Annotated in this window: 21 protein-coding genes; 9 read left to right on the top strand and 12 right to left on the bottom strand. The window is 53.2% G+C overall.

Annotated features, from left to right (window positions below; all coding sequences use genetic code 11):
• Positions 1–199, bottom strand: a 199-nt coding sequence (locus IM317_RS23925) for an SKP1 family protein (RefSeq protein ID WP_227010883.1), incomplete at its 3' end; no start/stop codon positions are given.
• 283 nt (positions 200–482) lie between these two features.
• On the opposite strand from IM317_RS23925, the gene csgB reads away from it, so the two are divergent.
• From csgB to ymdB, 5 genes are all read left to right on the top strand, one after another.
• Positions 483–938: a curli minor subunit CsgB gene (csgB, locus tag IM317_RS08590; RefSeq protein WP_033145183.1), complete on the top strand. Its 456-nt coding sequence runs from the start codon at positions 483–485 to the stop codon at positions 936–938.
• Between the two features lie 41 nt (positions 939–979).
• Positions 980–1,432 carry a curli major subunit CsgA gene (gene csgA / locus IM317_RS08595; protein ID WP_033145184.1) on the top strand — a complete coding sequence of 151 codons (453 nt, stop codon included), beginning with the start codon at positions 980–982 and terminating at the stop codon, positions 1,430–1,432.
• A gap of 60 nt (positions 1,433–1,492) precedes the next feature.
• On the top strand, positions 1,493–1,825 hold the full coding sequence (gene csgC / locus IM317_RS08600) for a curli assembly chaperone CsgC (protein ID WP_033145185.1): 333 nt from the start codon (positions 1,493–1,495) through the stop codon (positions 1,823–1,825).
• A gap of 164 nt (positions 1,826–1,989) precedes the next feature.
• Complete coding sequence (locus IM317_RS08605; RefSeq protein ID WP_033145186.1) at positions 1,990–2,310, top strand: type 1 fimbrial protein; 321 nt, start codon at positions 1,990–1,992, stop codon at positions 2,308–2,310.
• Between the two features lie 106 nt (positions 2,311–2,416).
• Positions 2,417–2,959, top strand: coding sequence for an O-acetyl-ADP-ribose deacetylase (gene ymdB / locus IM317_RS08610; protein ID WP_023311113.1), 543 nt, complete (start codon positions 2,417–2,419; stop codon positions 2,957–2,959).
• Positions 2,960–2,992: 33 nt separating this feature from the next.
• Here ymdB and mdoC read toward each other — a convergent pair whose 3' ends face one another.
• The gene (mdoC, locus tag IM317_RS08615; RefSeq protein ID WP_033145187.1) at positions 2,993–4,132 is read right to left on the bottom strand and encodes a glucans biosynthesis protein MdoC; all 1,140 of its coding nucleotides are present in this window, start codon (positions 4,130–4,132) and stop codon (positions 2,993–2,995) included.
• A 254-nt stretch (positions 4,133–4,386) separates the two neighbouring features.
• On the opposite strand from mdoC, the gene mdoG reads away from it, so the two are divergent.
• The 3 genes from mdoG (at position 4,387) to IM317_RS08630 (ending at position 8,773) form a co-directional block, all read left to right on the top strand.
• Positions 4,387–5,940 (top strand): glucans biosynthesis protein MdoG, encoded by a 1,554-nt coding sequence (gene mdoG / locus IM317_RS08620; protein WP_021240787.1) that lies wholly within the window; start codon positions 4,387–4,389, stop codon positions 5,938–5,940.
• Positions 5,933–8,461, top strand: coding sequence for a glucans biosynthesis glucosyltransferase MdoH (gene mdoH, locus IM317_RS08625; protein ID WP_033145188.1), 2,529 nt, complete (start codon positions 5,933–5,935; stop codon positions 8,459–8,461). Before mdoG ends, mdoH begins: the two co-directional genes overlap by 8 nt.
• Before the next feature lie 84 nt (positions 8,462–8,545).
• A complete protein-coding gene (locus IM317_RS08630; RefSeq protein WP_033145189.1) occupies positions 8,546–8,773 on the top strand; it encodes a YceK/YidQ family lipoprotein in 228 nt (75 codons plus the stop codon).
• 6 nt (positions 8,774–8,779) lie between these two features.
• Here IM317_RS08630 and IM317_RS08635 read toward each other — a convergent pair whose 3' ends face one another.
• The 3 genes from IM317_RS08635 to IM317_RS08645 form a co-directional block, all read right to left on the bottom strand.
• Positions 8,780–9,154 carry a MysB family protein gene (locus IM317_RS08635; protein ID WP_033145190.1) on the bottom strand — a complete coding sequence of 125 codons (375 nt, stop codon included), beginning with the start codon at positions 9,152–9,154 and terminating at the stop codon, positions 8,780–8,782.
• 97 nt (positions 9,155–9,251) lie between these two features.
• On the bottom strand, positions 9,252–10,469 hold the full coding sequence (gene mdtG, locus IM317_RS08640; RefSeq protein ID WP_033145191.1) for a multidrug efflux MFS transporter MdtG: 1,218 nt from the start codon (positions 10,467–10,469) through the stop codon (positions 9,252–9,254).
• Between the two features lie 140 nt (positions 10,470–10,609).
• Positions 10,610–11,536: a Kdo(2)-lipid IV(A) acyltransferase gene (locus tag IM317_RS08645; protein ID WP_023311120.1), complete on the bottom strand. Its 927-nt coding sequence runs from the start codon at positions 11,534–11,536 to the stop codon at positions 10,610–10,612.
• Between the two features lie 221 nt (positions 11,537–11,757).
• Here IM317_RS08645 and IM317_RS08650 point away from each other — a divergent pair, with 221 nt between their 5' ends.
• The gene (locus IM317_RS08650) at positions 11,758–12,807 is read left to right on the top strand and encodes a rhodanese-related sulfurtransferase (RefSeq protein WP_033145192.1); all 1,050 of its coding nucleotides are present in this window, start codon (positions 11,758–11,760) and stop codon (positions 12,805–12,807) included.
• Between the two features lie 41 nt (positions 12,808–12,848).
• Here the strand turns inward: IM317_RS08650 and IM317_RS08655 are convergent, their stop codons facing one another.
• The 7 genes from IM317_RS08655 to pyrC all read right to left on the bottom strand — a co-directional run bounded on the left by IM317_RS08655 (position 12,849) and on the right by pyrC (position 17,505).
• Positions 12,849–13,427: a YceI family protein gene (locus IM317_RS08655; RefSeq protein WP_033145193.1), complete on the bottom strand. Its 579-nt coding sequence runs from the start codon at positions 13,425–13,427 to the stop codon at positions 12,849–12,851.
• A 1-nt stretch (position 13,428) separates the two neighbouring features.
• Entirely contained in the window at positions 13,429–13,995 is a 567-nt protein-coding gene (locus IM317_RS08660; protein ID WP_033145194.1) for a cytochrome b, read from the bottom strand.
• 207 nt (positions 13,996–14,202) lie between these two features.
• Positions 14,203–14,316, bottom strand: a complete 114-nt coding sequence (locus IM317_RS08665) for a YceO family protein (RefSeq protein ID WP_033145196.1) — start codon at positions 14,314–14,316, stop codon at positions 14,203–14,205.
• A 59-nt stretch (positions 14,317–14,375) separates the two neighbouring features.
• Positions 14,376–15,494: an N-methyl-L-tryptophan oxidase gene (gene solA, locus IM317_RS08670; protein WP_033145197.1), complete on the bottom strand. Its 1,119-nt coding sequence runs from the start codon at positions 15,492–15,494 to the stop codon at positions 14,376–14,378.
• Positions 15,495–15,610: 116 nt separating this feature from the next.
• Positions 15,611–15,865 (bottom strand): biofilm formation regulator BssS, encoded by a 255-nt coding sequence (gene bssS, locus IM317_RS08675; RefSeq protein ID WP_008500827.1) that lies wholly within the window; start codon positions 15,863–15,865, stop codon positions 15,611–15,613.
• Between the two features lie 273 nt (positions 15,866–16,138).
• Positions 16,139–16,384, bottom strand: a complete 246-nt coding sequence (gene dinI, locus IM317_RS08680; RefSeq protein WP_008500826.1) for a DNA damage-inducible protein I — start codon at positions 16,382–16,384, stop codon at positions 16,139–16,141.
• A 74-nt stretch (positions 16,385–16,458) separates the two neighbouring features.
• The gene (gene pyrC / locus IM317_RS08685) at positions 16,459–17,505 is read right to left on the bottom strand and encodes a dihydroorotase (protein ID WP_033145198.1); all 1,047 of its coding nucleotides are present in this window, start codon (positions 17,503–17,505) and stop codon (positions 16,459–16,461) included.
• Positions 17,506–17,582 lie beyond the last annotated feature (77 nt).

Genomic DNA, 17,582 nt, shown 5'->3' on the forward strand with positions numbered 1-17,582 from the left:
GATGTGCACAGATTTTAAAAATCATACAAATATTTTTATGTGATTGATTTTTGAGATTATTTGTTATTTTTACGCAGCAGTAATTAAGTATGAGTTTCAGGTTATTTCTAAGCCCATGAATGGGCTGCTGCCTGCTTAAGAAAACAGGCGTCGTGTCACGCACTGAGAAAAATGATCTCCAGCCGTTACGTTTAAACAACGCGGGATGACGCCTGGACAGCCTTCATCCCGTTGTACAACCCGATCGCAAGACCTGATTAATAAAAAATATAAGCTGACCTGATTAAAGTGATTTTTGATGTAAATTACGACTTTGTGGTGATCCGATAAATAAAAATAAGCCGCGCGGGTGAGATATTTAAAATGTTTCAGCGGACATACTCTTCACCGTAACGACGCGTTAACACAATACGAGTCGTTTTAACAAGTAGCATTGTTATAGGGTTATGGCGTGATTAAATAACCAGGTCCAGGGTGACAACATGAAAAACACATCGTTAATTATGATGTTTACATTACTGGGTGCGCCTGGATTTGTAACCGCAGCGAATTCAGATTTGGCAAATGCTGAATATAACTTTGCGGTTAACGAATTAAGTCTTTCATCACTCAATCAGGCAGCCATTATTGGTCAACGGGGCGTTTTCAATAACGCTGAGGTTAGCCAGGACGGTTCAAGACTCTTATCCATTGTATCTCAGGATGGGGCGGGTAACAGAGCGAGAGTTGATCAATCAGGGAGTTACAATTTAGCCTGGATCGATCAGAGCGGTAACGGGAATGATGCAGGTATTACGCAAGATGGATACGGTAATAGCGCGAAAATTATCCAGAAAGGGTCGGGTAATAGAGCAAATATTACGCAGTACGGTACGCAGAAAACCGCAGTTGTAGTGCAGAAACAGTCGCAAATGGCGATTAACGTTATTCAACATTAGCGCGTTCGCGACGACTTTAATCAATCCGATGGGGGTTTACCATGAAATTTATCAAAGTGGCAGCACTTGCAGCAATCGTAGTTTCTGGTAGTGCTATGGCGGGTTCTATTAATCAGGGCGGATGGGGTCATGGACATGGTCATGGTGGAAACAGTGGCCCAAATTCAACCCTGAATATTTATCAGAACGGTGGCGGTAACTCTGCGGTTGCCCTGCAGACAGACGCCAGAAATTCCGTCCTGAATATTAGCCAGACCGGCGGCTTTAACGGTGCTGACGTTGGTCAGGGTTCTGATGACAGTAAAATCAACCTGACCCAGAAAGGTTTTGGCAACAGTGCGACACTTGATCAGTGGAACAGTAAAAAATCCGTTATGAACGTTAGCCAGTCCGGCGGCTTTAACGGTGCACTCGTAGACCAGACTGCGTCCAACTCGACTGTTAACGTTACCCAGATCGGTTTTGGTAACCACGCGTCAGCTCATCAGTACTGATACTGAAATCTGTGCTACAAAAAAACAGGGCATCAGCCCTGTTTTTTTCGGGAGTTCATCATGAATACCTTAATTCTACTCGCCGCGCTTTCCAGCCAGATCACCTTCAAAACGTCACAGCAGGAAAATATGACCACCATTGTTCCTCAGGTCACTCTGGCGCAGTCGTGTGATTGTCAGGTTCAGATTGTTTCTGTGCGAGAAGGGCAGGGGGGACAAAGTTCTTCCCGGCAGCAAAACACCCTTTTTATACCCGCTAATCAGACGATTGATTTAATGCGCCTGAGTTTAAATATTAATGCGGGAGACACGGTAAAAATCGTTGTCACCGTTTCAGACGGTAAATCGCTGCATTTATCACAACAGTGGTCGCCAGCGGAACGCTCGCTCTAAACGTTCATGAAATCAATAGGTTGAGAATGTGGCGGGTCTGTGCCGTTGAGCTATGCTGATATCAGGGACCAGGTCGTTATGTTCCGTAACGTGAAACTTCGTTTGCAATAATAAATGAAGCGCGTTTACCCCTCATGGACGATTTTCATTGAGGAGTACCTATAATGAACAACTATTTTGCTCGACTCATGGCAGGTCTGGGTCTGGTCGTTTCTGCTTTGAGTATCCCGGCTTATTCGGCCACGGTTGTTGACGGCGGTGTCATTCATTTTCGCGGTGCCATTGTCGCCGACCCCTGTGAAGTCACTCCCCAGAAGCAACAGTTTGCCATGTCATGTCCAGATAATAACCGTATGCAAACGCGTATGGTCAGCTATGAAGAGGCGCTTAACGGGAAAGTGAGCGACTCAAACGTGGCAACGCTCAATATGAAATACCTTAATCCTGAAAAAACGCTCGCGGTTGTCGAAATCCAGTATCGCTAATGCGCGCTCTCCCGCCCTGCGATGGATGAGGATTTTTTCTGATAGTTTTTTCTCCCGGTCTCCTCTGCGATACACTTAAGAAAATGGCGGGTTGCAGAGGGGCTTTATGAAACCGCAAATTGAAATTATTCATGGCGATATTACGACAGTGCACGTCGACGTTATCGTCAATGCGGCCAATCCATCCCTGATGGGGGGAGGCGGCGTGGACGGGGCTATCCACCGGGCTGCCGGACCGCAGCTGCTGGAAGCCTGTAAAACCGTGCGGCAACAGCAGGGCGAATGTCCTCCCGGTCACGCGGTGATTACGCTGGCGGGCAATCTGCCTGCGAGAGCGGTAATTCACGCGGTAGGGCCGGTCTGGCATGGCGGGGACCAGCACGAAGCGAGTATTCTGGAAGAGGCTTACCGGAACTGTCTGCGACTGGCCGCCGACAACGGTTATAAAACGATGGCGTTTCCGGCCATCAGCACCGGCGTGTATGGTTACCCTAAGGCCGCTGCCGCAACGATCGCCGTAGAAACCGTTTACCGCTATTTGTCGCTAAAACCGCTGCCAGAGAAGGTGATTTTTGTCTGTTTCGACGACGACACCACGCATCTTTATCAGCGGCTTCTGACTCAGCGCAGACAAGAGCTGGAGAGCTGATGCAAACGCGGCGCATCTGATGCGCCGCGTGATTTATGAGGCTTTTGCCTGCGGTTTTCCTGAAAAGAGGAAGCGCAGGAGCGGGATCCGCAGATGGATTTCGTAGAGTACGATTGCCACCCCTACAACAAACACCAGCCCGGTAAAGAAGCCCAGCGTGTTGGAGGCGATGTGCGGTGTGATGTAAGCCCCGAAGAAAAGCGTCAACGGGTGATGCACCAGATAAATAAACAGTGATGCATTAACGAAGTAGGTCACGCGGCTGGACTTAAAGTTCAGCAAGCGGTGGCCCAGTGCGAATACCACGTTCACCATCCACAGCCCCAGCAGCATAGTGATCACGCTTTCCGTTTCATACATCCAGGCGTCGCCGCTGCCGTAGCGCTGATTCAGCAGATAGGCCGCGAACGCGAGGGTGGCCCCCAGCGCGCACCACGGTGATGGGGTGACAAACAGCGATTTAAGCTTCGTATGAATAAAAGCCAGCGCGCCGATTAAAAAGAACGGAATGTAGAACAGGGACTGCATCACCACAAAATTAAATAACCCGTCGCTCAAAATCGGCGGATAGACGATAAGCAGCGTCCGTCGCACGGCGGCATAGGCAATCCCCAACAGCAAGAAGAGCACAGACAGTTTGCCCATCGTAACGTTGGCGAAGAAGGTGTCGGCTTTTGTACTCAGACGGTGGCGCAGGCGGCTGAAAATCAACAGGCTCACCGTTGTGAGCACCACCAGCACCAGCAGGAACCACAGGTGAGACACCAGCTCCCAGACCAGCGTATTGTACTTTTCATACAGCGTAAGGTTCGGCCAGTTCTCCGCTTTGCCTTTGACATATTGCAACATAATGAACTGAGGCAGCGTCAGCAGTGGAATTGCGGTCAGCATGGGGATCCCCACGCGCTCTACGCGCACTTTCCACCAGCGCTTGAGCGGGTATCGCAGAAACAGCATGTAAGAAAAATAGCCGGATATGACGAAGAATACCTGCATACGGAAGGCGTGAATAAAGTCATTAAACAGCGTCAGCCACCAGGAGGGCATCTGGCTATTCACATGCCAGGTGTGGCTTGAGTAAATCAGCGAAATGTGAAAGGGGATCCCCAGTAGCATCAGCCAGGCCCTGATCGAGTCGAGGAAATATTCACGTTCTGTTGGTGTTGTGCTCATATAACGTTGTGCATTCTCAGACTTTTCGTCTTATCCCTAAGACTCATAATGGTTACATTCGAAGCCAACCCTACACCAAGACCGACACCCTGTCTCCAGGATAAGCACGCAAAGTGAATAGCGGGTTCTTTCATTTGCTTATTCCATGAGCCAGCAGCTGAACAAAGCAGTGATAATGTTGTCGGATTGCCTGAGTTTCCATTAAAATGGATCGGATCGATATAAGCACACAAAGGGGGAAGTGCTTACTTATTATGAAACATAAACCACAGATGATGAAAATGCGTTGGTTGGGTGCTGCAGTGGTGTTATCACTGTATACCTCATCGGCACTGGCCTTTAACATCGACGATGTCGCAAAACAGGCAAAATCGATGGCAGGCAAGAGCTACGAAGCGCCGAAAAGTAACTTGCCCTCCGTTTTCCGCGACATGAAGTATGCGGACTATCAGCAGATCCAGTTCAATCACGACAAAGCGTACTGGAGCAATATTAAAACCCCGTTCAAGCTTGAATTTTATCATCAGGGTATGTACTTCGACACGCCTGTTGCCATCAATGAAGTGACGGCAACCGCGGTACGTAAGATCAAGTACAGCCCGGATTACTTCAATTTTGGCAATGTGCAACACGACAAAGATACGGTGAAAGACCTGGGCTTCGCAGGCTTTAAGGTGCTTTACCCGATCAACAGCAAAGATAAAAACGACGAAATCGTCAGCATGCTTGGAGCCAGCTATTTCCGCGTTATTGGCGCGGGGCAGGTGTACGGGCTTTCTGCGCGTGGTCTGGCTATTGATACCGCGCTGCCATCAGGTGAAGAGTTCCCGCGTTTCCGTGAGTTCTGGATTGAACGTCCAAAGCCAACGGATAAGCGTCTGACCATTTATGCGCTGCTGGATTCCCCGCGTGCAACCGGTGCCTATCGCTTTGTAATTATGCCGGGTCGTGACACGGTAGTTGACGTGCAGTCCAAGGTTTACCTGCGTGATAAAGTGGGCAAACTGGGCGTTGCGCCACTGACCAGTATGTTCCTGTTTGGGCCGAACCAGCCGTCACCGGCAACTAACTTCCGCCCGGAACTGCACGACTCCAACGGTCTGTCTATTCATGCCGGCAACGGTGAGTGGATCTGGCGTCCGCTGAATAACCCGAAACATCTGGCGGTTAGCAGCTTCGCAATGGAAAACCCGCAAGGTTTTGGCCTGCTGCAGCGTGGTCGTCAGTTCTCCCGCTTTGAAGATTTGGACGATCGCTATGACCAGCGACCAAGCGCCTGGGTCACGCCAAACGGTGACTGGGGTAAAGGCAAGGTCGAGTTGGTAGAGATTCCAACCAACGACGAAACCAACGATAACATCGTCGCTTACTGGACGCCGGATCAACTGCCGGAAGCCGGTAAAGAGATGAACTTCAAGTACACCATTACCTTCAGCCGCGACGAAGATAAGCTGCATGCGCCGGATAACGCGTATGTAATGCAGACTCGCCGCTCAACGGGTGATGTGAAGCAGTCTAATCTTATCCGTCAGCCTGACGGTACCGTGGCGTTTGTCGTGGACTTCACAGGCCAGGATATGAAGAAACTGTCGCCGGACACCGCCGTTGCCGCTCAGGCCAGCATCGGTGATAACGGTGAAATCGTTGAGAATACCGTGCGTTACAACCCGGTAACCAAAGGCTGGCGTCTGACCTTGCGCGTGAAAGTGAAAGATCCGAAACAGACCACTGAAATGCGTGCTGCGCTGGTCAGTAACGATCAGCCGCTGAGTGAAACCTGGAGCTATCAGCTACCTGCCAATGAATAATACATCTGAATATATTGATGCCATGCCGCTGACGGATATCGAAAAAGCGGCACTGCCAAAGAGCGACATCCGCGCGGTTCACACCGCGCTGGATGGTGAACATCATACGTTTTCCCGTGATGATGATACGCCGCTCGGGTCAGTCAAGGCGCGTCTGGAGCAGGCCTGGCCGGACTCGCTGGCGGAAGGGCAGTTGATTAAAGACGACGAAGGACGCGATCAGCTTCAGGCGATGCCGAAGGCTACGCGTTCCTCTATGTTCCCCGATCCATGGCGCACCAACCCGGTGGGTCGCTTCTGGGATCGCCTGCGCGGGCGTGATGTGACGCCGCGCTATCTGTCGCGCCTGACGAAAGAAGAGCAGGCGTCCGAACAGAAATGGCGTACCGTTGGGACAATCCGTCGCTATATCCTGCTGCTTCTGACGCTGGCGCAGACGGTCGTCGCGACCTGGTACATGAAAACTATCCTGCCTTACCAGGGCTGGGCGTTTATCAACCCGACGGACATGATGGGCCAGGATCTCTGGGTCTCCTTCATGCAGCTGTTGCCGTATATCCTGCAGAGCGGCATTCTCCTGCTGTTCGCGGTCCTCTTCTGCTGGGTCTCGGCCGGTTTCTGGACCGCGCTGATGGGCTTCCTGCAATTGCTCATGGGGCGTGACAAATACAGCATTTCGGCGTCAACGGTCGGGGATGAACCCCTTAATCCCGAGCACCGTACCGCGCTGATTATGCCTATCTGTAACGAAGACGTTGACCGCGTATTTGCGGGCCTGCGTGCGACCTGGGAGTCCGTGAAGGCGACAGGCAACGCGGAGCATTTCGACGTTTACATCCTGAGCGACAGCTACAACCCGGATATCTGCGTGGCGGAACAAAAAGCGTGGATGGAGCTGATTGCAGAAGTGCAGGGCGAAGGCCAGATCTTCTACCGTCGTCGCCGTCGTCGCGTGAAGCGTAAAAGCGGCAATATCGATGACTTCTGCCGTCGCTGGGGTAACCAGTACAGCTACATGGTGGTGCTGGATGCTGACTCCGTCATGAGCGGAGAGTGCCTGAGCGGTCTGGTGCGTCTGATGGAAGCCAACCCTAACGCCGGTATCATTCAGTCCTCGCCAAAAGCGTCCGGAATGGACACCCTTTATGCGCGCTGCCAGCAGTTCGCCACCCGTGTTTACGGGCCGCTGTTTACGGCCGGTCTGCACTTCTGGCAGCTGGGTGAGTCGCACTACTGGGGCCACAACGCCATTATCCGCGTGAAGCCGTTCATTGAACACTGTGCGCTGGCGCCGCTGCCGGGTGAGGGTTCGTTTGCCGGTTCTATTCTGTCGCATGACTTCGTAGAAGCGGCGTTGATGCGTCGTGCTGGCTGGGGCGTCTGGATTGCCTACGACCTGCCGGGATCCTACGAAGAGCTGCCGCCGAACCTGCTGGACGAGCTTAAGCGTGACCGCCGCTGGTGTCACGGTAACCTGATGAACTTCCGCCTGTTCCTGGTAAAAGGGATGCACCCGGTTCACCGCGCGGTGTTCCTGACGGGCGTGATGTCTTATCTCTCCGCACCGCTGTGGTTTATGTTCCTGGCGCTGTCGACTGCCTTACAGGTGGTTCATGCCCTGACGGAGCCGCAATACTTCCTGCAACCGCGGCAGCTGTTCCCGGTGTGGCCGCAGTGGCGTCCGGAGCTGGCGATTGCGCTGTTTGCCTCCACCATGGTGCTGCTGTTCCTGCCTAAGCTGCTCAGCATCATCCTGATCTGGTGCAAAGGCTCGAAAGAGTACGGCGGTTTCTTCCGCGTGACCCTTTCACTGCTGCTGGAAGTGCTGTTCTCGGTCCTGCTGGCGCCGGTACGTATGCTGTTCCACACCGTGTTTGTGGTCAGTGCGTTCCTGGGCTGGGAAGTGGTCTGGAACTCACCGCAGCGTGACGACGACTCCACGCCGTGGGGTGAAGCCTTTATGCGCCACGGTTCTCAGCTGCTGCTGGGTCTGGTGTGGGCTGCCGGGATGGCGTGGCTGGATCTGCGCTTCCTGTTCTGGCTGGCGCCGATTGTCTTCTCGCTGATCCTGTCGCCGTTTGTGTCCGTGATTTCCAGCCGTTCAACGGTGGGGTTGCGAACCAAACGCTGGAAGCTGTTCCTGATCCCGGAAGAGTATTCCCCGCCGCAGGTGCTGGTGGATACCGATCGTTACCTGGAACAGAACCGCAGTCGCTCGCTGGATGACGGCTTCATGCACGCCGTGTTTAACCCGTCATTCAACGCCCTGGCGACGGCAATGGCGACCGCGCGTCACCGCGCCAGCCAGGTGCTGGAGATTGCCCGCGATCGTCACGTTGAGCAGGCGCTTAACGAGACCCCGGAAAAACTCAACCGCGACCGTCGTCTGGTGCTGTTGAGCGACCCGGTGACAATGGCGCGTCTTCACTACCGCGTGTGGTCCGCTCCGGAGAAATACTCTTCGTGGGTGAACTACTATAAGGACGTGAAGCTGAATCCGCTCGCTCTGAAGGCGAAGTAAGCAGTTAAATAAGGCGAGTAAGCGAAGCTCCACCCGCCATATAAAATACCGGCTTAATCGCCGGTATTTTTTTAGAGGTTAAAGATGAGAATAATCATCGTCGTTATGGTGGCATGCCTGCTCAGCGGCTGCGGCAGTATCATCAGTCGCACCATCCCAGGGCAAGGCCACGGAAATCAGTATTACCCGGGCGTGAAATGGGATCTTCGTGATTCCGCGTGGCGCTACCTGACCGTGCTCGATCTACCGTTCTCGCTGATTTTCGACACGCTGTTGCTGCCGATAGATGCCAGCCACGGCCCTTACGAATAGCGTAAATTAACGCTCGTCCCACTCGTCGGCTGCGGTTTGACCTTCTTCCGTATCCAGCGGCGGCTCGAGCTGAAACTCACCCTCATCCCACTCGTGCAGGGTATTCTCTTCCAGCCATTCCTGCCGAAGTTCGATTTCGTCATAGTCGCCATCAAAGACGGCCTGCGCACCTTCACCACTTAATATCGGCAAACATTCCCCTTCTTCACCGTCATCGGCAAAGAATTCGGCCTGCCACATAATATCCCCATCCTGCAGAACGTATTTTTGGATATTAAGCTGTTGCACGTCAGCATCTTCTTCTTCAACGCCGGGGTTGTCGGCGAGGAACTCTTCACGAGCGGCATCAATAGCTTCTTCCAGCGTGGCGTACATGGTCATTGGTGTCTCCCTGTTTTCCAGAAGGTTTCAGGGAAAGAATAGCTGAATATAAGATTCTGCAAGTATGAATGCGAAAATAAGCTATCAGGCGTTCGTCTTATTCCGTCACGGGCCGCAGCGCGCGGGATAAACTGAACCATGAATAGATGGCATTGAACAACACGACGCCCGCCGTCACGATAAAGACGGCGCGAAAACCGAAGCTGGCGGAAATCCCGGCCCCGAGCAGCGGTCCGGTGACGTTACCGATGTCGCGGAATGACTGGTTATAGCTGAAAATACGCCCGGCAATCTGGTTCGTGGAGTTGTAGACCAGCAGGGTCTGTACGGCGGGCAGCAGCGCGCCGTCGGCGGCACCCAGCAAAAAACGCAGGACGCCCAGCTGCCATGGCGTTTGCACCATCGACATCGGGATAAGCAGCAGGACGGAAATCACCAGCGCGCAGATCAGAATTTTTTCCGGACCCACCCGGTCTCCCAGTTTCCCCAGCCTCGGGGCGCTCAGCAGCGCCGCCACGCCGGGTACGGAGGCAATCAGCCCGCTGATGAACGCAATATTGCTGACGTTACCCGCCAGGTCGCGAACGTACAGCGTCAGAATAGGGGCAATCGACCCGGTGGCTACCTGAATAATCAGGGTTGTCACGAACAGGCTCAGCACCAGTCTGGGATTTTTGAGCGAGGTCAGCACCTCTCTGGCGTGGAGCATCTCTTTTTTGGCGACAGGCGTGAAGTTTTCCCGGATACAGAGCAGGGTGACGATGAAGCACAGGAACAACACGCTGGCGGTGATAAAGAAGACCGGGCGCAGGCCGTAGTTATCCGCCAGTAATCCCCCGGCCAGCGGTCCAAGCAGAGCACCGCTCACGCCGCCGGTTGAGAGCGTGCCCAGCGCCCAGCCGCTTTTATGGCGGGGAATTTGCGTGGCAATCAGCGCATTCGCGTTGGGAATAAATCCCCCCAGCAGGCCCAGCAGCGCGCGCAGGATCAGAAACTGCCAGACGTTCTGCGCCACGCCCATCAGCGCCATGATAATGGCCATCCCCAGCGCCGAACGCAGCAGCATGATTTTACGTCCCTTGCGATCGGCAAGGCCGCCCCAGAAGGGCGAGGCCATCGCGGAAAAGAGAAATGTGATGCTGAATACCAGACCGGACCACATATTGAGCGCGCTGTGGCCCGTAACGCCTAGCTGTTCGACGTAGAGCGGCAGGAATGGCATAACCAGGCTAAAGGCCGCGCCGGTAAGAAAACAGCCAAGCCACGCAACCGCGAGGTTACGCTTCCAGTTTATGGGGGCATCTGAGGGTGACATAACTATCCGCATAATGAGGTGCAGAGCACCTGAAGCATAAAGTAATAAGCCTGCTAATTATGCGCCTGGGTTATGATTGCCGCAATGATGAGGAGCTTTTAAAGCTAAAACGGCATGCGGCCCTGAGGACCGCATGAGGATTAATAGCGGGACGGCGTGCCTTGTGGCCGCGTTTTAAAACGGCGGTGCAGCCACATGTACTGCTCGGGCGCCAGCATGATGCACTTCTCCACAACGCTGTTCATCCAGCGCGCGGTGGTTTCCGCATCGTCAAGCGGTGGCGCAAGCTCCGGCTCCAGCATCATCAGCTCGTAGCCTGAACCATCCGGCTTACGGCGAGGGACGAAAGGCACGATGGCGGCTTTGGACATCCGCGCCAGCATCCAGGTACCGGTCGTTGTGGCGGCCTCTTCAACGGCGAAGAAGGGAACAAATACGCTGGCCTGTGGGCCATAGTCGTGGTCGGGGGCATACCAGACCACTTCGCCGGATTTCAGCGCGCGGATCATCCCCTTCAGGTCCTTACGGTCGATCATGCTTTTGTTGGAGCGCATGCGGCCGTTGGTCTGGATTAAATCGATGACCGGGTTATCGTTAGGACGATAAACGCCAATGCCGGGCGCCTGCATGCCGAACATGCGCGCCCCGATTTCCAGCGTCAGGAAATGAACGCCGATCAGCAAAACGCCCGTCTGGTTGGCCTGAAGCGTATGCACAGGCTCCATGCCGGTTCCCGTTACCTCGCTCCAGCGGGCCATGCGTTTGTCCGGCCAGAACCACGCCATACCGGTTTCCATGAGCCCCATCCCGACGGATTCGAAATTCTTCGCGACCATATCGTGACGCTCTGGCTCGCTCATCTGCGGAAAACACAGCTCAAGATTGCGGTACGCGATTCTGGCGCGACGCTTCATAAACAGTTGCGCGAAGCGGCCCAGAAATTTACCCAACCGAAAAATAACAGGGTAGGGAAGCTGTACCAGAAGCCATAAAAAGCCGATGCCAAGCCAGGTCAACCAATAGCGGGGATGCAAAAGGGCGGCAGTAAATTTTGGTAACTGGGTCATGTCTTTCCTGTGTTCAAACGTCCTGTTTTGCTAGTGTCTCATTTTTTGAGACATAGCCAAAATATCTGCTTTCGAAGCGTACACGAATACAGCAATTGTTAAGCCTGATTAATCAGGGTGTGTGAAATGTAGCGTAAATTGTGGGGATGTAAATTGGTTTTGTTTGCTATATGATGCCGACCGATTTTTCATTCTCTCTAACGATTCCAGGACTGTACACCATGCCAGTGTTACACAACCGCGTGTCGAATGAGATGTTGAAAGCGCGTATGTTGGCTGAAACCGAACCGCGCACAACCATCTCTTTCTATAAATACTTCACGATCGACGATCCGCAGGCGACCCGCGATGCGCTTTATCAGGCGTTTACGGCCCTGAACGTCTTCGGCCGCGTCTACCTTGCCCGTGAAGGCATTAACGCGCAAATTAGCGTACCGGAAAGCAAAGTCAGCGCTTTCCGCGAGTGTCTTTATCAGTTCGATCCGGCCCTCGACGGCTTACGCCTGAACATTGCCCTGGACGATGACGGGAAATCCTTCTGGGTGCTACGTATGAAGGTGCGTGAACGCATCGTGGCGGACGGTATCGACGATCCTGCGTTTAACGCGGCGGATGTCGGTGAATATCTCAAGGCTGCGGAAGTGAATGCGATGCTGGACGATCCGGATGCCGTGTTCATTGATATGCGTAACCACTATGAATACGAAGTGGGGCATTTCGAGAACGCGATGGAAATCCCGGCCGATACCTTCCGCGAGCAGCTGCCCAAAGCGGTTGAGATGATGCAGGAACATAAAGATAAAAAGATCGTTATGTACTGTACCGGCGGTATCCGCTGTGAGAAAGCCAGCGCGTGGATGAAGCACAACGGCTTTAATAAGGTCTGGCATATTGAAGGCGGCATTATCGAGTACGCCCGCCGCGCCCGCGAGCAGGGTTTACCGGTACGCTTTATCGGGAAAAACTTTGTCTTTGACGAGCGTATGGGTGAGCGTATTTCTGAAGACGTTATCGCCCAGTGCCACCAGTGCGGCGCACCGTGCGATACCCACACCAACTGCAAAAACGACGGGTGTCATCTGCTGTTCATTCAGTGCCCGGCCTGTGCCGAGAAGTTTAACGGCTGCTGTAGCGAACTGTGCAGCGAAGAGAGCATCCTGCCGGAAGAAGAGCAGCGTCGCCGTCGCGCAGGACGTGAAAACGGCAACAAGATTTTTAATAAATCACGCGGCCGTCTGAATACCAAACTGGGTATCCCTGACCCGGAATGATAATAACGCCCGGCACGGCGAAAGCCTGCCGGGCGAATCTATTATGATTTCTGCTGTACGCCTTCAACGGAAATAATCAGCTCAACGTCCTGAGACGCCGGGCCTAAATCCGTTGTGATATTAAAATCTTTCAGGTGAATTTTACCCGCCGCTTCAAAACCTGCGCGTTTACCGCCCCACGGATCGTCACCCTGACCCAGTAATTTAGCATCCAGCGTGACCGGTTTTGTTACGCCGTTAAGCGTCAGGTTGCCGGTAATATTCAGCTTATCACCCTCTTTTTTCACTTCCGTGGAGGTGAAGGTAGCCTGCGGGTATTTCCCGACATTGAGGAATTCCCCACTGCGCAGATGTTTATCACGTTCAGCATGATTAGTATCCACGCTGTTGGTATTAATGGTTACGTTGACCTTATCGGCGGCAGGATTCTTCTCGTCAAAGGTGAATGTGCCGTCAAAATCTTTAAAGGTACCGTACAGCCAGCTGTATCCCAGGTGCTGAATACGGAAATTGACGAAAGCGTGCTGGCCCTCCTTATCAATTTTATAATCAGCCGCCACGGCGGAACCGGCGGTGAATAACAGAGAACCCAGGGCGATACCCAGCAGGTGTTTTTTCATTTTATGCTCCAGAGTCAACTGACGAGCGGCCAAGCATGCGCTTTAGCGTATCGTCTTTATCAATAAAATGGTGCTTGAGGGCGGCAAGCCCGTGCAGCACGGACAGGATCACGACGCTCCACGCAAGCCAGAGGTGAACGACCCCGGCGGTGTCAGCCTGAGCGCCCGCATCGCTGAGCGTTGCCGGGACGTCAAAAAGGCCAAAGACGCTAATCGGCTTACCGTCCGCCGTTGAGATAAGGTAGCCGCTGATCAGAATGGCGAAGAGCAGCGCATAGAGCGCGATATGCGCGGCAACGGCACTCAGGCGGGTCATTTTTCCGTGGGTCTTCGGCGCCGCGGGCGGCGGGGAAATATGTCGCCAGATCACGCGAAAAACCAGACCCAGCATCAGGAGAACGCCAATGCTTTTATGTAACTCCGGTGCCTGGTGATACCAGCCGTCGTAATAGCTGAGCGTGACCATCCAGAGTCCAAGGCCAAACATACCGTAGACGGCAATAGCAAATATCCAGTGCAAACCTATGGATATTATTCCGTAGCGCCGAGAGGTGTTACGCAGTTGCATCAGAATGTCCATTTTCGTATTAACCGAAGGGTAAAAATGAACGGGAAGATGTGACATTGCAACTGAAATAATTGTCTATTGATTTGTATTTTATTTATTTCAGCAATTTTGAAAGGAAAGGGCGAAGGTAATTCAATGCCTTCGTGCAAGAGGAGTTGAGAGTTTCAATAAAGCTAAATTAATGTCAATTATTGTCAGTCAGGGTTTTCAATAAAATACAACGTAAACAAAATCAATAATAGCCAGCAGCGCCCACAATAAGATATAGAGCATGAAATGCTCGCGAATATTATTCATCAGAAAGCTAACGATCCTGCGCATAATGCCCCGTAATGCAGTGTGAATAAAACGGGCCCCGGAACCTCCGGAGCCCGTGCGGATTATCTGTTAAAACGCGAGAGTGAGAAGGGCGTCAGATCAAACTGCGGCGCGATGCCCTGGCCAAACTGTGCGGCGATCTCGCCCAGCACGGAAGCGAACTTAAAGCCGTGGCCGCTCAGCCCGGTGATCAGCAGGACGTTGTCATGCCCTGGCAGGGTATCAATGATAAAGTCTTCATCCAGCGTGTTGTCGTAGGTACAGGCCGCGCCATACAGCAAGCCACCGACGCCCGGAAGGATAGTACGCAGGAACGAGAAGGCTTCCGAACCATCCTGTGGATAGGCGCCAAAAGGCTTACGCTCTTCAGGGGAGGCGATCGCCTGGCCACCGTTGTGTTTACCGATTTTCAGCGCGTCTTTCTCGGAAGGGAAACCGTAGAACTGATCGCCATTCGGCAATTCGCCGGTGAAGGCCGGGAATTTATTCTGCGCGCTGTAGCGACCATCCGACTGGAACCAGGAGAAGACCTTCCGCACCGGCTGGATTGGCAGTTCCGGCAGCAGGCGAGTGACCCAGGTTCCGGCGCTGACGAGCAGGCGGGACGCTGAATAGTCGCCGTCAAAAGTCGTTACCGTGACGCCATTCTCGTCATGGGTGATGGCCTCCACCGGACAGTTAAACAGCTGCGCACAGCCGGCCTTAGCGGCAAGATCGATCCAGGTTTTGATTGCCGTTTCACAATGCAGCACGCCGGAGTGGGCTTCAAAGAGGCCGATGTAATCGTCCGGGACGGTAATTTCAGGCCAGCGCGCGGTAATGCCCGTTGCGTCCAGCTTCTCAACATCCAGATTAAAGGCTTTTGCGCTGCGCTCGACGCCGGCGAGAAAATCAGAATGAGCAGGGCCAAGGTTGATGACGCCGGTACGCTCGAAAATACGCTCTTCGGTCTGTGTCGCCAGTTCATCCCACAGCGTCTGGGCGCGAAGCACCAGCGGCACATAGCGCTCGCCTTCTCCATACGCATGGCGCATGAGACGGGTATCGCCATGATGGCTGCCCTCCGAATGAGGAGGAAGGTGGGCATCGATCATCAGGACCTTCAGACCTGCCTGTGTTGCGTAATAACCGGCGGCGGAACCCACGGAGCCGCTACCAATAATGATTAAGTCGTATCTCATATGCATCTCATAAACTGATGTTTTGTTAGCAGAGTAATTAACAACGCGGGGTTAGACAAGGGAGAAATAAATAAGGCACCGCGTGGGTGCCTGTAGAGAGAAAAGTGGGCATAAGCTTAGTGCCGTTTATACTCATTTTCCTGATAGTCGCCAGATTCTATTTTTGCAATACCTGCCTCTAAAATAGAAATAAACTGACGGGCGACGTCTGTTGTTAGCCACAGCGTCTGTCCAACTTCCGCTTCTTCACGGTTGAGTTGATTCGGGGTCTGGTAGTGCAAACGCAGCATCAGCGCATCGTAGCTATCTACGGTACTGATATCCCAGCCAACCAGTGGATGGGTCTGGATCACTTCACTATTCTTTTCCATTATAACCCCCTTAATGCGTGTTAGAAGACAACGGCTCTGAGGTTCAATGCATGTTTTTCTGAAAGCATCTTCAGTATACCAAGTAATAAGGGTTCCAACGGGAAAAATAAACAGGTGGCAACACATTTTTCTGCTTTTTAGGATTGTTCGAACAATAAAACACCATCTCGTTCACGATTTTTAAAGAAGATGCCGAATTAATTTGAACTTGCAGGATTTTTAGACAAAAAAAGCCGGGGCGACCCGGCAAAAAAACACAATGAGGGAGCAGTGTTAATCTGTGATAAACCAGTCGTCTGCGCTTTCCCACGTTTCCTGCAGGATTTCGCTGATGCGATCTTTATCTTCTTTCGCAGCACCAATGACGGAGAGGTTGTTCGCCGCGGCGTAACGCACCGTTACGGCACCCGCGTTGTCGGGAAAGGTGTTGTTAATACGGCGGGATAATTCGCCTGCCAGTGCATCAAGCGCGCCGGCAGGCAGAACGGTTGTTTTGGCTATGGTGACTTCAATACGCATAAATGCCCCCTGTGTAATATACTGTTTATTTATACAGGTATATTATCGGTTTGACAACAAGGGGCATTGATTTTTTAACGTTTTACCGTCCAGTTAACGGTTTCGCCCGCCAGGAATGGGATCAGCGTGTCATCCGTCAGCGCAATGGACTCCTCAACGTGGCTCGCTTTACGCTCCAGTTCGATGAAGGTGTCGTTGACCGGCAGGCCGTAGAAGCGCGGGCCGTTAAGGGAGCAGAACGCTTCAAAATGTTCGAGCGCGTTCATCTCTTCAAAGACGGTCGCGTAGCTGGCCAGTGCCGTTGGGGCGTTGAAGCAGCCTGCACAGCCGCAGCTCGCCTCTTTGCGGTGGCGGGCGTGAGGTGCGGAATCGGTGCCGAGGAACGCGCGGGAGAACCCGCTGGCGACCAGCTCGCGCAGCGCCTGCTGGTGGATGTTGCGCTTGAGAATAGGCAGACAGTACAGGTGAGGACGCACCCCGCCCACCAGCATGTGGTTACGGTTAAACATCAGGTGCTGTGGCGTAATGGTCGCGGCGATAAGATCGTTGCCGTCGCGTACATACTCTGCCGCGTCTTTGGTGGTGATATGCTCAAAGACCACTTTAAGCGCGGGCAGGCGCTGGCGCAGAGGCTCCATTACGGTCTCGATAAAGCGGGCTTCACGGTCGAAGATGTCAATCTCGGCATGCGTGACTTCACCATGGACCAGTAGCGGCATGCCCAGTTTCTGCATGCGTTCCAGAACCGGCATGATGGCATCAATACTGGTGACGCCGTGGCTGGAGTTGGTGGTGGCATTTGCCGGGTAGAGTTTCGCCGCCGTAAATACGCCTTCGTTAAACCCGCGCTCCACTTCGTTCGGATCCAGCGAGTCGGTAAGATAGCAGGTCATCAACGGGGTAAAATCGTGTCCCGCAGGAACGGCATCCAGGATGCGCTGGCGATAGGCCATCGCGGCATCGACGGTGGTGACTGGTGGAACCAGGTTAGGCATGACAATCGCGCGGCCATAAATTTCGCTGGTATAAGGCACGACGGTTTTCAGCATATCGCCATCACGCAGATGGATATGCCAGTCGTCAGGGCGGCGGATTTTAAGAACCTGGGGTTGTGCAGTCATGGAAGCTCCGGCTTGTCAGGAATCAGTCATAAGGATGGCTGTTTTTGCCGGACACAAATCATAAGCGGAAACGTTTT

It is taken from the genome of Enterobacter cloacae complex sp. S3 (assembly GCF_014930495.1).
GTDB classification, from domain to species: domain Bacteria; phylum Pseudomonadota; class Gammaproteobacteria; order Enterobacterales; family Enterobacteriaceae; genus Enterobacter; species Enterobacter asburiae_B.

Coding starts and splice junctions, on each gene's coding strand:
- mdoG (WP_021240787.1), top strand. CDS start 4,387: ATGAAACATAAACCACAGATGATGAAAATGCGTTGGTTGGGTGCTGCA.
- csgA (WP_033145184.1), top strand. CDS start 980: ATGAAATTTATCAAAGTGGCAGCACTTGCAGCAATCGTAGTTTCTGGT.
- IM317_RS08605 (WP_033145186.1), top strand. CDS start 1,990: ATGAACAACTATTTTGCTCGACTCATGGCAGGTCTGGGTCTGGTCGTT.
- mdoC (WP_033145187.1), bottom strand. CDS start 4,132: ATGAGCACAACACCAACAGAACGTGAATATTTCCTCGACTCGATCAGG.
- csgC (WP_033145185.1), top strand. CDS start 1,493: ATGAATACCTTAATTCTACTCGCCGCGCTTTCCAGCCAGATCACCTTC.
- IM317_RS08660 (WP_033145194.1), bottom strand. CDS start 13,995: ATGCAACTGCGTAACACCTCTCGGCGCTACGGAATAATATCCATAGGT.
- bssS (WP_008500827.1), bottom strand. CDS start 15,865: ATGGAAAAGAATAGTGAAGTGATCCAGACCCATCCACTGGTTGGCTGG.
- IM317_RS08630 (WP_033145189.1), top strand. CDS start 8,546: ATGAGAATAATCATCGTCGTTATGGTGGCATGCCTGCTCAGCGGCTGC.
- IM317_RS08655 (WP_033145193.1), bottom strand. CDS start 13,427: ATGAAAAAACACCTGCTGGGTATCGCCCTGGGTTCTCTGTTATTCACC.
- IM317_RS08665 (WP_033145196.1), bottom strand. CDS start 14,316: ATGCGCAGGATCGTTAGCTTTCTGATGAATAATATTCGCGAGCATTTC.
- IM317_RS08650 (WP_033145192.1), top strand. CDS start 11,758: ATGCCAGTGTTACACAACCGCGTGTCGAATGAGATGTTGAAAGCGCGT.
- IM317_RS08645 (WP_023311120.1), bottom strand. CDS start 11,536: ATGACCCAGTTACCAAAATTTACTGCCGCCCTTTTGCATCCCCGCTAT.
- csgB (WP_033145183.1), top strand. CDS start 483: ATGAAAAACACATCGTTAATTATGATGTTTACATTACTGGGTGCGCCT.
- mdtG (WP_033145191.1), bottom strand. CDS start 10,469: ATGTCACCCTCAGATGCCCCCATAAACTGGAAGCGTAACCTCGCGGTT.
- mdoH (WP_033145188.1), top strand. CDS start 5,933: ATGAATAATACATCTGAATATATTGATGCCATGCCGCTGACGGATATC.
- IM317_RS08635 (WP_033145190.1), bottom strand. CDS start 9,154: ATGACCATGTACGCCACGCTGGAAGAAGCTATTGATGCCGCTCGTGAA.
- ymdB (WP_023311113.1), top strand. CDS start 2,417: ATGAAACCGCAAATTGAAATTATTCATGGCGATATTACGACAGTGCAC.
- dinI (WP_008500826.1), bottom strand. CDS start 16,384: ATGCGTATTGAAGTCACCATAGCCAAAACAACCGTTCTGCCTGCCGGC.
- solA (WP_033145197.1), bottom strand. CDS start 15,494: ATGAGATACGACTTAATCATTATTGGTAGCGGCTCCGTGGGTTCCGCC.
- pyrC (WP_033145198.1), bottom strand. CDS start 17,505: ATGACTGCACAACCCCAGGTTCTTAAAATCCGCCGCCCTGACGACTGG.